Below are 14260 nucleotides of genomic sequence, written 5' to 3' on the forward strand. Positions count from 1 at the left end.
GCACTTAGGCAGCGATGTACTTGCCGTCCTGGATCACATAGGCTGTAGCGGGCTTCTCGACTTGGCCCTCGTCGTTCCACGTGAGCTCGCCCGTCAGGCCCTCGATCTTGATCTTGCGCATGGCCTTGGCAAGATCGCCGGCAATGTCGGCGCCGTCGGCCGTAATATCGATGTCTGCCTTATCGATAGCCTCGACAATCGCATGGACGCAGTCATAGGCATCGGCGGCGAACTGGTTGGGCGTCTCGTCGTAGGCGTCCTTATAGGCCTTGACGAAGTCGGCGTTCTTCTCATCGTCGGCAGAGAACGGGGTCATGAGCAGCACACCCTCGGCAAGAGAGGTATCGAAGCCCTCAACGGAGAGCAGACCGTCCATGCCGTCGGTGCCCATGAGGGTCATGTCGTAGCCCATGTCCTTGGCGTTCTTGAGCAGGACGGACGCCGGCGTGTAGTAGATCGGCGCAAAGATAAGCGTGGCGCCGGCCTCCTTGGCCTTGGTGAGCTGGTTGGTAAAGCTCGTGGAAGAGTCGTCCTTAAAGGTCTCGGTATCGACGATGTCGAGCTTGGATGCCTTGGCCTGCTCGGCAAAAGCGTCGGCAACGCCCGAGCTATACGTATCGCCGGAGTTGTAGAACAGGGCGATCTTGGCGTCTGCATACTTCTCGGCCAAGAACTTCGCGGCGCTGGCACCCATGGTGGGATCGGTGAAGCAAACCTGAAAGACCGTTGTCTTATCCTTGGTCACGTCGAGCGACGAGGCCGAAGGCGTGACCATGAGCATATCGTCGGCGATCTCGCCCGAGACGGCGACGGCAGCACCGGTGGTGACGGGGCCGACGAGCGCCTGCATGCCCCAGTCGCACAACGTATTGAAGGCGTTGATGGCCTTCTCGCCGTCGGCGACATCGTCCTCGGACTTAAGCGAGAGCTTGAGGTCCTTGGTCGAGAAATCCTTGGCGGCGAGCTTGGCGCCCTTCTCGGCCGAGACGCCATAGGTTGCCGCGGCGCCGGTCAGAGGGCCGATAACGCCAATCTTGAAGGTCTTGCCGTCATCGGCGGAGCCGCCGTCCGAGCCACCCGACGAACAACCAGCGAGTGCCGCGGTGCTGCCGAGCGCCGCGGCGCCGGCGAGAAAGTTCCTTCGGCTGAGCGTGCTGTTGATGTTGAACATGGTGTCCCCCTTTTTAGCTGGCCGCAGTGCGGCCGTCTTGCGGTACGGGGCAAACCTTATGGCGCAAACGTTGACAGTTTGTTACGGAGTTCCGTTTGTAGCGAGCATGTTTCCAATGTTTCCGCAGCGTTTCGGGGGTGCCGTTTTGTGCGACTCCTGTTGCCTGGCGAGCACGCGCCCTCGGTTCACGCTAGAATGCACTCAACCTTTAAGCGGTTAATCCATCCATAAGATGCACGAAGGAGCTATCTATGAGCGAATCCCTGCGCACCGTGAACGTCGGTCTGATCGGTCTGGGAACCGTCGGCGGCGGCGTGGCCCGTCTGATCAAGAGCCACCACGATGAGTACCTGGCAGCCTACGGCATCGACCTTAAGCTGACCCGCGCCTGCGCGCTTGCCTGGGAGCAGGCCGAGGCAGCCGGTATTGAGCACGAGGCCTTTACGAGTGACTGGCATGACGTCGTCACCGACCCCGCCGTCGACATCGTCGTCGAGCTGATTGGCGGCGAGCACCCCGCGACCGAGATCTTCACCACCGCCTTTGAGCACGGCAAGCACGTCGTCTCTGCCAACAAGGCCCTGCTGGGCCGTCATGTCGAGACGCTCGCCGAGAAGGCGCGCGCGTGCGGCGTGCAGATTAAGTGCGAGGCCAGCTGCGGCGGCGGCATCCCCATCGTGAGCACGCTCGAGCACGACCTGGTGGGCAACAAGATCCTGACCATCGCCGGCATTCTCAACGGTACCACCAACTATATCCTGTCGCGCATGGACGCCGAGGGCGCCGATTACGCCGACGTACTTGCCGACGCGCAGGCCAAGGGCTATGCCGAGGCCGACCCGTCCGCCGACGTCGACGGCTTCGATGCCGCCAGCAAGACGGCCATCCTCGCCTCCATCGGCTTTGGCACCCGCGTTACCACCGATGATGTGTACCAGCAGGGTATCCGCACCATCGGCGCCGAGGACATCGCCCAGGCCCGCGAGCTCGGCTACACCATCAAGCTGCTCGGCATCGCCCGCAACACCGACGCCGGCGTCGACGTTCGCGTGCATCCCACGCTCATCCCGGCAGACCATATGCTTGCCAAGGTCAACGGCGCCATGAACGCCGTCTACGTGGTAGGCGACGCCGTGGGCGAGACCATGTTCTACGGCGCGGGCGCAGGCTCCTTCCCCACCGCGAGCGCCGTCGTGGGCGATATCCTGTCGCTCTCCGAGCAGATCAGCCGCGGCGTGGCTCCGCTGCCCGAGATTGAGCCCTATGGCCACAACCTCACCTTTAAGCCCATGGACGAGCTCCAGACCAAGTACTATGTGCGTCTGAAAGTCGCCGACCGCGTGGGCGCCCTGTCCGAGACGGTCGACATCTTTGCCAAGCACAACATCTCGATCTCGCTCATCAACCAGGTCGAGGACGGCAAATCGGGCGTCAGCGATGCCTGCTCGGTCATCTTCCTGACGCACCGCGCGCTCGAGAAGGACGTCCAGGCTGCCGCCGCCGAGCTTGCCAGCGTCGGCTGCGTGGCCGAGGTCGCCAACGTCCTGCGCATCGAGGACGTTGAGGCTTGGACCGAAGGCGTCATGGCGAACTAGCCCAACGCTCGCCTAGCAATACGCGCCTTGAGGGCTCCCGTCCGATGTGGGACGGGAGCCCTTTTGTCACCTGCCCTAAGCACAACGGCAAAGCATATTTGCGCGAGCCGCTCATCGGTAACGCGGGCTACCGTTCACCGATATGCAAACGCGGCCGATTCCGACTACCGCTACGCTGTGCTGCGAATGTCCGCCCGCGATGAGAGGAAGCACCATGTTGCTCGAGGGCAAGAAAGCAATCATCACCGGAGGCACACGCGGTATCGGCTATGCCATCGCCTGCCGTTTTATCGAGGAAGGCGCTGCCGTCACCGTCTTTGGCTCGCGCCAGGAGACTGCCGACACGGCCGTTGAGAAGCTGACAGCCGCCTATCCCGACGCCAAGGTCTGGGGTCGCTCCTGCGATCTCACCTCGCTCGAGGCCGTGACTGAGGCCTTTACGCAGACTGCAGCCGACATGGGCGGCTTGGACACGGTCGTCAACAATGCCGGAATCTCCCAGCGTTCACCCCTCTTGGACTACACGGCCGAGGAGTTCGCAAAGGTCATGGACCTTAACGTCGTCGCCGTCTTTAATGGCCACCAGGCTGCCGCCAAGATCATGACCGAGGCCGGCCACGGCGGCACCATCACTACCACAAGCTCGATGGTCGCCAAGTACGGCCAGCCCTCCGGCGTCGGTTACCCCACGTCCAAGTTTGCCGTCAACGGTATGGTCCAGTCGCTCTCGCGCGAGCTCGCCCCCATGGGCATCCGCGTCAACGCCGTCGCCCCCGGCGTGACTAAGACCGACATGGTCGCCAACCTGCCCGAAGAGGTCATCAAGCCCATCATCGCCACCATTCCGCTGGGTCGCATGGGCGAGCCCGAGGATGTCGCCAACGCCTTTGTTTTCCTGGCGAGCGACATGTCCTCCTATGTCACGGGCGCCGTGCTCCCCGTCGACGGAGCCGCCCGCTCCTAAGGAGCCACAAGCTTTGGCTTCAAGCTTCAACATAGCTCAACCAAAAAGGCGCGCCGTCTGAATCAACTGCAGACAGCGCGCCTTCTCCTGTTATGAAAGGGAAACTATGTCCCAGTATTTCGGATCAGAACGGGGCACGGTTTCCCCCAGGACTTCCTTGCGGAAACTGCATCCCACTCTGAGCGCCCATTCCGGGACACAGTTTCCCAACGGCCCCCGTTTCGGAAACCACATCCCGTTCCGAGCCTTCAAAGCGGGACGCGGCTTCCCCGAGAAAGTATCGACTACTTACCGTCGTCGTCTTCGGCTTCTTCGCGCGCATAGAGCTCCAGCATGCGGCGGCGGTATTCGCGCACAGCGAGCTTGGCGCGCTCCAGGCGGCGGCGCTCACGCGGAGTCAGCTCGGACGGGTCGACCTCGTCTCCATAGGTCTTATCGGCAAGCAGGTGCGCCGCGTCCACGATGCGGGCATCGATGTGGCCGCTCGCTGCCTCGGCGGAAAGACGCTCGGCAATCGTATCGAGCGTAGGCAGGCCCTCGAATACGCGACCATGGCCATGCGAGGTCAGCAGCTCGTGCTCGCGCGCGAGCAAGCTCGCTAGGTCGTGGTGGGCGCGCAAGATGTCGAGCGCATCGGATGGATGCTCGGCAACCTCTGCCACGGCGGCGACCGGTGCGGCATCCACCACGCGGTAGAAGAGCTGCGCGAGCAATGGCATCAAGAACACCGTGATGGCACCGGCGGCAACCATGACCGACGCAATATCTTGCGACAGCGCGCCCGCGTTGACGGCAACGCTCGTAACGGCAACGATGATCGGCAGCGCCGTGGTGCAGTACAGGGCCACGGTAATGCGACCATACGCCGACACATCGCGCGTCGCAGGACAAATGCTCATGGAAATAAGAATAGGCACGGCACGAATAATCAACAACGCCACGATAAAGCCCGCGAGCAAGCCCGGGCGCGACGCCACGGCCGTCAGATCGATCTTTGCGCCCGATACGGTAAAGAACACCGGAATCAAAAAACCGTAGGCCAGACCGTCGAGCTTGGTCTCGAGCGTATGGTTGCCCTCGGGGATGATATAGCGCAGGACAAAGCCGGCGGCAAAAGAACCCAACACGATGTCGAGATCAAAGACGGCCGAGAACGCCACGAGCGTGACCAGGATGAGCACCGTCAGGCGCACGAAGGTCTGCGACGTGGTATCGGCGCGCTCCTCGACAAACGCAAAGAAGCGGCTGCCGACGCGCTTGGAGCGGCTTGGGACCACGGCCAGCAACACGCAAACCACCGCAAACAAGCCAAGGATTACGAGCGTTTGGATGCCAGTGCGGGCAGACAGCAGCACCGACATGGCGAGCACGGGACCGAGCTCGCCCCAAGTGCCATACGCGAGAATCGAGTCGCCCACGCGCGTGCCGGTGAGCGAGCGCTCGCGCATGATGGGCACAAGCGTACCGAGCGCCGTCGAAGTGAGGGCAAGCGTCACGGCGATACCGTCGAAATGACTGACTGAGAACCACGGGGTAAAGCGCACGGCAAGCCAGGCGATACCAAACGTGACGACCCACGTCGCCAAGCCGTAGCGCCCCTCGACGCCCGTGATGCTCTTGGGGTCGATCTCAAAGCCGGCAAGCAGGAACAAAAAGGCCAGGCCGAGCTCGGACACGAGCGAGACCTCGGCATCCACATGGATAATGCCGAGCATATGAGGTCCCAGCACCGCGCCGAACACGAGCAAAAAGACCGTCTCGGGAACGGGTTTTCCGGGAATCGCCGAGGCGATGAAGGGGCTTGCAAAGGCCACGAGTGCGATGATGGCGAGCGAAACAAATGCCATGTGATGCCTTTCTCTTGTTTGCGCTCCACTGTAGCACCCTCGCCGTCCTCAACGCGCCACGAGCTGTCGTATCATAGTGAGGTTTAAAAGTATGCGGCTCAAGGCGACCGCGAGGCTTGCCCCGCAAACCGACCGCTGCCGCATACCGTACCGTACGCCCAACCGATCAGGAAGGCAGGAACCAATGGTCTCTCGTATCTACGTGGAGAAGAAACCCGGGTTCGACGTCGAGGCTCAGCAGCTCAAGGGCGAGCTGACCGAAATTCTCGGCATCAAGGGCATCGAGGCCCTGAGGATTATCAACCGCTACGACGTCGAGGGCATCGACAAGGAGCTTTTCCGGTCCTGCGTGCCGACCGTCTTTAGCGAGCCCCAGGTCGATGTGACCTACGACGAGCTCCCCGCAAGCGATGGCGCCGTCTTTGCCGTCGAATTCCTGCCTGGCCAGTTTGACCAGCGCGCCGACTCCGCCAGCGAGTGCGTGCAGCTCATCAGCCAGGGCGAGCGCCCCGCCGTGCGCTCCGCCAAGGTCTATATGATCTTGGGCGCTCTGGACGAGGCCGCCATCGATGCCATCAAGCACTACGTGGTGAACCCCGTCGAGGCGCGCATCGCCTCGCTCGACCTGCCCGAGACGCTGTACATGGAGACCCCCGAGCCCCAGCCCGTCGAGGTGCTCGACGGTTTCCGCGAGCTCGACGAAGCCGGCCTTGCCGCCTTTATTTCCGAGCGCGGCCTTGCCATGGACGAGGCGGACATCGCCTTCTGCCAGCAGTACTTCCGCGATGAGGATCGCGACCCCACCATCACCGAGATCCGCGTGATCGACACCTACTGGTCCGATCACTGCCGCCACACCACCTTCGGCACCGTCCTGGACGACGTGACGATCGACGACGCCGTGGTGCAGCAGGCCTTCGACCGCTACATGGAGATGCGCCACGAACTCGGTCGCGACACCAAGCCCGTCTGCCTCATGGACATGGGCACCATCGGCGCCAAGTACCTCAAGAAGACCGGCGTCATGACCGATGTCGACGAGTCCGAGGAGATCAACGCCTGCACCGTCAAGGTGAAGGTCGATGTCGACGGCGAGGACCAGGACTGGCTGTTCCTCTTTAAGAACGAGACCCACAACCACCCGACCGAGATCGAGCCCTTCGGCGGTGCCGCCACCTGCGTGGGCGGTGCCATCCGCGACCCGCTGTCGGGCCGCAGCTACGTGTACCAGGCCATGCGTGTCACCGGCGCCGGCGACCCCACCGTCCCCGTGTCCGAGACGCTCGAGGGCAAGCTGCCGCAGCGCAAGCTCGTAACCACCGCTGCCGCCGGCTACTCCAGCTACGGCAACCAGATCGGCCTTGCCACCGGCCAGGTCAACGAGCTCTATCACCCCGGCTACGTCGCCAAGCGCATGGAGGTCGGCGCCGTCGTGGGCGCTACCCCGGCAAACCACGTGCGTCGCGAGTGCCCCGCCCCCACTGACAAGATCATCCTGCTGGGCGGCCGCACCGGCCGTGACGGCATCGGCGGCGCCACCGGCTCCTCCAAGACCCAGAACACCGAGTCCATCGAGACCTCGGGCGCCGAGGTCCAGAAGGGCAACGCCCCGGTCGAGCGCAAGCTGCAGCGTCTGTTCCGCCGCGGCGACGCCTGCCGCCTGATCAAGCGCTGCAACGACTTTGGCGCCGGCGGCGTCTCGGTCGCCGTGGGCGAGCTTGCCGACGGCCTGTATGTCGACCTGGACACCGTGACCAAGAAGTACGACGGCCTGGACGGCACCGAGCTCGCCATTTCCGAGTCCCAGGAGCGCATGGCCTGCGCCGTCGCCGACGGTGACGTCGAGGAGTTCATGGGCTACGCCGCCGAGGAGAACCTCGAGGCGACCGTTATCGCCGAGGTTACCGCCGAGCCGCGCATGCGCATGGCCTGGAACGGTGTCGCCATCGTCGATCTGTCCCGCGAGTTCCTCAACTCCAACGGCGCGCCCAAGCACCAGGTCGCCCACGTCTGTGCCCGCAGCGTGTGGCAGCCCAGCTGGGCCGGCACCACGCTTGCCGAGCGCATGACCTCGCTTGTCACTGACCTCAACGTCGCCTCCAACAAGGGCCTGTCCGAGCGCTTCGACTCCACCATCGGTGCCGCAACCGTGCTCATGCCCTTTGGCGGCAAGACGCAGCTCACCCCGAGCTCGGCCATGGTTGCCAAGTTCCCCGTGGACGGCGAGACCACCACGGCGAGCGCTATGGCATGGGGCTTCAACCCCTACCTGATGGAGGCCGACCAGTTTGCGGGCGCCTACCTGTCCGTGGTTGAGTCCATCGCCAAGCTCGTGGCTGCCGGCTTTGAGCACAAGCGTGCCTATCTCTCCTTCCAGGAGTACTTCGAGCGTCTGCGCACCGAGGCCGAGCGCTGGGGCAAGCCCATGGCAGCCGTCCTGGGCGCCCTTATGGCCCAGGTCGATCTGGGTGCCGGTGCCATCGGCGGCAAGGACTCTATGAGCGGCTCGTTTGAGGACGAGGCCGGCGAGCTCAACGTTCCGCCGACCCTGATCAGCTTCGCCGTCGCCGTGGGCAAGGCGGCCCGCGCTGTCTCCCCCGAGTTCAAGGGCCTCACACACCGCGTCGTCCGTATCGCCCCCGCCACCTATGGCGAGGACTACCGCCCCGATGCCCAGCAGCTGCTCGCCGCGTTTGACGCCGTCGAGGCGCTCACCGCTACCGGCGACGCCCTGGCCGTCTCCACGCCCGGCTACGGCTGCGGCGCCGAGAGCCTCTTTAAGATGTGCGTCGGTAACCAGATCGGTATCGAGCTTGCCGAGGACGTGGACGTGGAGAGCCTCTTCACCCCGCTCTACGGCAGCTTTATCGTCGAGCTCGCCGAGGACGCCGAGCTGCCCGAAGTCGCCGACGGCGTTGTCGTCGAGCCCCTGGGCACCACCGTCGAGGGCTATGTCATCGACACCGGCTCCGAGGTCATCGAGCTCGCCGAGCTCCAGGAGGCCTGGGAGAGCGGCATCGAGGGCGTCTTCGCCTACCGCAGCATCGGCGAGACCGCCGAGGTCGAGACCATCGACTTCCGCGCCAAGGATATCCACGTGTACGGCGGCGCCAAGATCGCCCGCCCGCGCGTAATCATCCCCGTGTTCCCCGGCAACAACTGCGAGTACGACAGCGCCCGCGCCTTCCGTGCCGCCGGTGCCGAGGCCGACACCTTCGTGATCAACAACCTCACGCCCGAGGCCGTCGCCGAGAGCACCCACGAGCTCGCCCGCCGCATCCGTGCAAGCCAGATCGTCATGATCCCCGGTGGCTTCTCGGGCGGTGACGAGCCCGATGGCTCCGCCAAGTTCATCACGGCGTTCTTCCGCGCTCCCGAGGTCACCGAGGCAGTCCGCGACCTGCTCAAGGCCCGCGACGGCCTGATGCTGGGCATCTGCAACGGCTTCCAGGCCCTGGTCAAGCTCGGTCTGGTGCCCTATGGCGACATCGTCGACGCCACGCCCGATGCGCCCACGCTGACCTTTAACACCATCGGCCGCCACCAGAGCCGTCTGGTGCGCACTCGCATCTCGTCCAATCTGTCCCCGTGGCTGTCGCAGTGCAGCCTGGACGACCCCTACACCGTCGCCATCAGCCACGGCGAGGGCCGCTTTGTCGCCAACGACGAGGTACTCGCCCAGCTGATCGCCAACGGCCAGGTCGCCACGCAGTACGTGGGCGAGGACGGCAAGCCCAGCATGGATCTTTCCGTCAACCCCAACGGCTCCGTACTCGCCATCGAGGGCATCACGAGCCCCGACGGCCGCGTCCTGGGCAAGATGGGCCATGCCGAGCGCCGCGGCGACAACCTGTACCGCAACGTGCCCGAGCATGTCCCCGGCGATAAGTTCATGCCGATCTTTGAGAGCGGCGTAGCCTACTTCGCTTAAAGCTTTCCCATCGGGTACAATCCCCTCGGGTAACAACGCCCGCCACTGGCACACCCGGTGGCGGGTTCTTTTTTGCTTCGCGCATACAGGAAGGACATCATGGAAAGCCGCAAGCCGCATCTCGCCACCCTGCCTGGACTCATCCTGGGCTGTCTTGTTTGTTGCGCGCTCTGGGGGTCGGCTTTCCCCTGCATCAAAATCGGCTATGCACTCTTTGGTATCCCGGCGCACGATAGCGCCTCGCAGCTGCTCTTTGCAGGTTTGCGCTTCACGCTTGCCGGTATCCTGGTTATCGCCGGTATGAGTGCAGCCCAGCGCCGCCCGCTCGTCCCACAGGTACGCGACATTAAGCCCATCTGCATCCTGTCGCTCTTCCAGACTATCGGACAGTATTTCTTTTTCTATCTGGGACTCTCGCGCGCCAGTGCCATGTCGAGCTCCATCATCGAGGCCAGCGCCAACTTCTTGGCCATCCTCTTTGCCGCCCTGGCGTTTCGCACCGAAAAGCTCGATGCGGCCAAGGTTCTTGGCTGTGCGCTGGGCTTTGTCGGCGTTGCGCTCGTCAACCTTTCAGGCGCGGATGGTACCTTTGGCTTCAGGCTCGATGGCGAGGGCTTTATCCTGGCCTCCACCGTCGCGGGTGCCCTTTCGACCTGCCTGATCGGCATCTTCTCGCGCAAGCATGACGGCGTCTTGCTCGCCGGCTGGCAGTTTTTAGTCGGAGGTTTGGTCCTTACCGCCATCGGGTTTTTGATGGGCGGCGCGCTCTCCCCCACCGCGATCATCCCCGCCATCGCACTCATTATCTATATGGCACTCATTTCCGCCGTCGCGTACTCGCTATGGTCGCGTCTGCTTGCCGTCAACCCCGTCAGCCGTGTGTCGGTCTTTGGCTTTATGAATCCAGTCTTTGGCGTACTGTTGAGCGCTCTGCTGCTCGGCGAGGGCGCTGGCACGAGCCCTGTTACCGTACTTGTTGCCCTTCTGTTGGTCTGCGGCGGCATCATCATCGTCAACAGGCCCAAAAAGGCCTAGCGAGCTCACCTTTTTAGGGAGGATGTTCGCACACTTTAGCTTAATGGAGTACATCGGAGAGCCGAGGGCCGCCATGCACGCAAGCTTGCACCCCTTTATCTAGCGTATCTGGATGCCAGCTTTCTTTTTCTCGGCCTTGACACGGTAGAGCTCCGCATCGGCAGCGCGAAGCAAGTCTTGCCAGGTATCGACGCCATCACCAACCCGTGCGTAGCCGATGGACATCCGCAACAGATACGGAACCTCGGCGCGCGCGAGCTCATCGTTGATTGTCGCGCACAGATGCATGATATCCTGTTCCGCCACTGCCTTTTGGAGCACCACGAACTCATCGCCACCATAACGTGCGATAAAGCCGCCAGACGCCGAGCAGACTTCTTTGAGCGCAGCGGATATGACCTGAAGAGCGTGGTCGCCCTCCACATGCCCATAGCGATCGTTAATCTGCTTAAAGCCGTCGGCGTCCATCATAAGCAGATATACATCTTCGGCCTGATCCACATTTGAGAAGAGCGACAGCATATAGGTCTCAAAACGGTTGCGATTGTTAAGTCCAGTCAACGGGTCGGTCGAGATGAGCTGCTCCTGGTAGATGATGTAAAGCAGCAACATGCTAATCATTATGCCGACACAAAGGCCGGGCACCGAGTATACGACCTGAAAGGTACCGCCCACCAGAGCCGGAATGGCGAAAAATGCCAAGGTTCGATAGATGGCCTTCGTCTGCAGGCTCTCGACCCTGCGAGATTGCACAAACGCATGCAGGGACGTATGTATAACGTAACAGTAGCTGACGATGGGCTGGATCATATAGGCAAAGCCGCGACGATACACGCCCTGCGAATCGATATAGAACAGGGCGTGCGTCCAGTAACTGGTAAACGCCAGCACGACCACCAGAGCCGTAGGCAACGCTACAAGCACCACCCTATAGCGCGAGGTCAAAAGACGAGAACCCTGCACCGTCTCGGAATAGATAAACCAAATGAGACACGCGATAGCAAAGAGCGAAAACGAAACCGCGTTGGAAATCCAGTTGGCAGCAATGCCCAACGTGCCGTCCACACCGTCCGAAAGCGTCCAGATCATATCGAATAATATGTACGCGGCAGAGGTGTAGCCAAGCATGCTAAACAATAGCTGCTGGGTGCTCGAGAACAAGGAGCAACGACTTCGCACGGCAAGCCCGATAAGAACAATCATGCATAGCACGAATATCTCAATCTTGAGTGCCTTAACCACTAGCGCCATCCCTTCAATACCCAAGTGGTCAGAATCGCCCAATTCGAATCAGGGCAATAAACACCCCTTTACTCCGCAGGGGTAAAGGGGATAATAGCAGAGCGCCCGAACATCACTGCAAAACAGTTTCTGTTCGGGCGCCCATACGGCGCGAATTGCACACGCCGGCATCATTGATGGGTATCGATTGCTACTCGCCATCGATGTCAGTCGCGACGGCCTCCTCGATGGCCTCGACACCGACAGGCGACAGATCCTCCTTGCCTTGGCAGAACTTCTTGTCGACCCAGCCAGTCAGAATCGGAGCCATGATCGCCGTGATGATAACGGCGGTGGCGATCTGAGCGTACGCGGTGGGCGCAAGCTCGGCGTAACGCGGTGCGACCTCGGCGAGGGCAACCGGTGTGGTCATAGCCGTGCCGGCAATGGTGGAGCAAGCCACAGCGGCCTTGCCATTGCCGCCGCACAGACGCTCGAACGCAAAGGTGATGGGACCGACGACAAACAGCGTGACAAGGCCCAGCAAGATGCCGGAAATACCGCCGGTGATAAAGCTCGACAGGCTCATGGACGCACCGAGCTGAAATCCGATGACGGCAATCGCGGGATTGGCACCGGGAACCAGCAGGTTCTTGATAAACGGGAACAGGTTGCCCAGAACCATGCCAATAACGAGTGGCAAGATGGAGCCGATAATGGTGCCAATGGGAATGTTGGCGAGGCCGGAAACACCGAGGATGATCATCGTGACGGCGGGGCCAGCCGTAAAGAACAGGATACCGACGGCGCCCTGCTCGGACTCATCGCCGAACTCGCCCATGATGCCCGTATAGAGCGCCATGTTGCAAAACGTGATGCCGCCGATGATAGACACGGAGCTCAGACCCAGGAAGTTGTCGTTAAAGAAATATGCCACGCCCAGGCCGAGAGCCGCTGCGACGACCAGCTTGGGGATCAGCACGACGATACCGGTCTTGATGGCACCCGGCGTGGACTTAAAGCTGATGCCGGCGCCCACAAACAGCAGGATCGCGGCGACGATGGTATTGGAGCCACCGCGGCAGGCAGCCGTAAAGAAGCCGCCGATCTCAAAAACCTGCGGGCAGAAGGTGTTGAGCAAAAGACCGACGATCATCGGATAGATCATGATGTCGCCCGGGATGCGCGGGACCTTGAATTTCTTTTGCTCGTTGGCGGTCGCTTCCTGTGCCATGAAACCCCCATTTCCGCTGACGGGGTACAAAAGCCCACGTCACGCTTTGCTACAGTAAAGTTTGACCATGGTACCAGAAGAAATAGACCAGCTCGGTGAAAAATTGGATTCGTTGGCCGGGATGCTAAACGTGTCCCGCTCTTATACGAGGCTCAAAACGATATAGAGCACGATGCCCGAAACACAGCACCACAACATCGACTTTGTCCTGATTGCCACCACCACGACGCCGGCAGCCGCAATCCAGGGAACCAAGGCAGGCCAGAGTCCCGCGTCGAACGCCCCGGGGCTCACCAAGTCGTTGGCGACCAGCGCGGCAAAGGCAGCGGGCGGGATATAACCCAGGGCCTCGGTAATGCGGGGCGACAGCGTTCTCCCGCGCAAGGCAAACGCCGGCGCGATGCGAAAGAACGCGATAACAGCCCACGACGACAGCCACAGAACCAAGAACTCGTTAACGGGCATCGCGGGCACCTCTTCCGTCTAATACAGCATCGCACGCCAGCGCAATGGCAATGCCGACCACGACGCTTGCCGGCACGGCAATATTCGTGAGGCCCAAGAACTTGCATACGGCGACGGACACCGCGCCCGAAACCGCCGCGACAACGTTGCCGCGCGACAGCCGCTGCGAAAAGAGTAGACAGATAAAGAGCGACGTGCAGACGAAACTCGCAATAGCGGTGGGAACATCGACAACGGCACCGACGATGGCACCCATCGTGCACGAAGCGCCCCATGTCGCGATGAGGATCACGTTGAGCACGAAGGATTCGCGCGGGCCCCAATCCTCCCCCTCAACCAGCTTGGCAAGCGAGATGCCGTATGCCTCCTCGGTGAGCGTCGCGGCAACAGCCAGCGTCTGACGCTTCGAGGCGCCCGCCAGATGGGGTGCGATCGATGCCGAGTAAAGAGCGAAGCGCGAGGAGATGGCGGCGACGCTCGCGATAATCGAAGGTGCCGGTACGCCCGCCAGCCAAAGATTGCAGATCATAAACTGGCCGCTGCCCGTCACAAACGTGCTGCTCAGAGCAAAGACCATCCAGGGCTCCATTCCCGTCTGCCCCATGATCATTCCGCACGGCGCGCCTATTGCAACATAGGTAAGCATCACTGGCCAGACGATTTTAAAGATCCTAAGGACCATGCCACTCCCATTCTGGTAAGTCGTCTGCAGCGCGCCTTGCAACGCAGCAGAAATATCAACCGGTGGCAATAAAGTTCACCTACAATTGCCACCGGATCGAAAGACACAACTTTTT

At 61.9% G+C, this 14260-nt stretch carries 10 protein-coding genes; 4 read left to right on the plus strand and 6 right to left on the minus strand.

The window, feature by feature from the left end; translation table 11 throughout:
• Nucleotides 1–4: 4 nt before the first annotated feature.
• The gene (locus tag DXA43_RS06680) at nucleotides 5–1171 is read right to left on the minus strand and encodes an ABC transporter substrate-binding protein (RefSeq protein WP_117806624.1); all 1167 of its coding nucleotides are present in this window, start codon (nucleotides 1169–1171) and stop codon (nucleotides 5–7) included.
• A 251-nt stretch (nucleotides 1172–1422) separates the two neighbouring features.
• Here DXA43_RS06680 and DXA43_RS06685 point away from each other — a divergent pair, with 251 nt between their 5' ends.
• Nucleotides 1423–2766 (plus strand): homoserine dehydrogenase, encoded by a 1344-nt coding sequence (locus tag DXA43_RS06685; protein WP_117806625.1) that lies wholly within the window; start codon nucleotides 1423–1425, stop codon nucleotides 2764–2766.
• Nucleotides 2767–2980: 214 nt separating this feature from the next.
• The gene (locus tag DXA43_RS06690; protein ID WP_117645711.1) at nucleotides 2981–3730 is read left to right on the plus strand and encodes an SDR family NAD(P)-dependent oxidoreductase; all 750 of its coding nucleotides are present in this window, start codon (nucleotides 2981–2983) and stop codon (nucleotides 3728–3730) included.
• Nucleotides 3731–4014: 284 nt separating this feature from the next.
• On the opposite strand, the gene DXA43_RS06695 is transcribed toward DXA43_RS06690, so the two are convergent.
• Entirely contained in the window at nucleotides 4015–5577 is a 1563-nt protein-coding gene (locus DXA43_RS06695) for a cation:proton antiporter (protein ID WP_117806626.1), read from the minus strand.
• Between the two features lie 184 nt (nucleotides 5578–5761).
• Here DXA43_RS06695 and DXA43_RS06700 point away from each other — a divergent pair, with 184 nt between their 5' ends.
• Both DXA43_RS06700 and DXA43_RS06705 read left to right on the plus strand, forming a co-directional pair.
• Nucleotides 5762–9508 (plus strand): phosphoribosylformylglycinamidine synthase, encoded by a 3747-nt coding sequence (locus tag DXA43_RS06700; RefSeq protein ID WP_117806627.1) that lies wholly within the window; start codon nucleotides 5762–5764, stop codon nucleotides 9506–9508.
• A gap of 99 nt (nucleotides 9509–9607) precedes the next feature.
• A complete protein-coding gene (locus DXA43_RS06705; RefSeq protein ID WP_117806628.1) occupies nucleotides 9608–10543 on the plus strand; it encodes a DMT family transporter in 936 nt (311 codons plus the stop codon).
• A 99-nt stretch (nucleotides 10544–10642) separates the two neighbouring features.
• On the opposite strand, the gene DXA43_RS06710 is transcribed toward DXA43_RS06705, so the two are convergent.
• The 4 genes from DXA43_RS06710 to DXA43_RS06725 form a co-directional block, all read right to left on the minus strand.
• Complete coding sequence (locus tag DXA43_RS06710) at nucleotides 10643–11785, minus strand: diguanylate cyclase (protein WP_158564952.1); 1143 nt, start codon at nucleotides 11783–11785, stop codon at nucleotides 10643–10645.
• Between the two features lie 190 nt (nucleotides 11786–11975).
• Nucleotides 11976–12998, minus strand: coding sequence for a 2-keto-3-deoxygluconate permease (locus tag DXA43_RS06715; RefSeq protein WP_117645720.1), 1023 nt, complete (start codon nucleotides 12996–12998; stop codon nucleotides 11976–11978).
• 141 nt (nucleotides 12999–13139) lie between these two features.
• Entirely contained in the window at nucleotides 13140–13463 is a 324-nt protein-coding gene (locus DXA43_RS06720) for an AzlD domain-containing protein (protein ID WP_117806630.1), read from the minus strand.
• Complete coding sequence (locus DXA43_RS06725; protein WP_117645722.1) at nucleotides 13453–14145, minus strand: AzlC family ABC transporter permease; 693 nt, start codon at nucleotides 14143–14145, stop codon at nucleotides 13453–13455. Before DXA43_RS06725 ends, DXA43_RS06720 begins: the two co-directional genes overlap by 11 nt.
• Nucleotides 14146–14260 lie beyond the last annotated feature (115 nt).

Source organism: Collinsella sp. OF02-10 (genome assembly GCF_003463445.1).
Lineage (GTDB): Bacteria > Actinomycetota > Coriobacteriia > Coriobacteriales > Coriobacteriaceae > Collinsella.

Bases quoted from the DNA above. Each gene is read 5' to 3' on its own strand.
- DXA43_RS06680 (WP_117806624.1), bottom strand. From the start codon at position 1,171: ATGTTCAACATCAACAGCACGCTCAGCCGAAGGAACTTTCTCGCCGGC.
- DXA43_RS06685 (WP_117806625.1), top strand. From the start codon at position 1,423: ATGAGCGAATCCCTGCGCACCGTGAACGTCGGTCTGATCGGTCTGGGA.
- DXA43_RS06690 (WP_117645711.1), top strand. From the start codon at position 2,981: ATGTTGCTCGAGGGCAAGAAAGCAATCATCACCGGAGGCACACGCGGT.
- DXA43_RS06695 (WP_117806626.1), bottom strand. From the start codon at position 5,577: ATGGCATTTGTTTCGCTCGCCATCATCGCACTCGTGGCCTTTGCAAGC.
- DXA43_RS06700 (WP_117806627.1), top strand. From the start codon at position 5,762: ATGGTCTCTCGTATCTACGTGGAGAAGAAACCCGGGTTCGACGTCGAG.
- DXA43_RS06705 (WP_117806628.1), top strand. From the start codon at position 9,608: ATGGAAAGCCGCAAGCCGCATCTCGCCACCCTGCCTGGACTCATCCTG.
- DXA43_RS06715 (WP_117645720.1), bottom strand. From the start codon at position 12,998: ATGGCACAGGAAGCGACCGCCAACGAGCAAAAGAAATTCAAGGTCCCG.
- DXA43_RS06720 (WP_117806630.1), bottom strand. From the start codon at position 13,463: ATGCCCGTTAACGAGTTCTTGGTTCTGTGGCTGTCGTCGTGGGCTGTT.
- DXA43_RS06725 (WP_117645722.1), bottom strand. From the start codon at position 14,145: ATGGTCCTTAGGATCTTTAAAATCGTCTGGCCAGTGATGCTTACCTAT.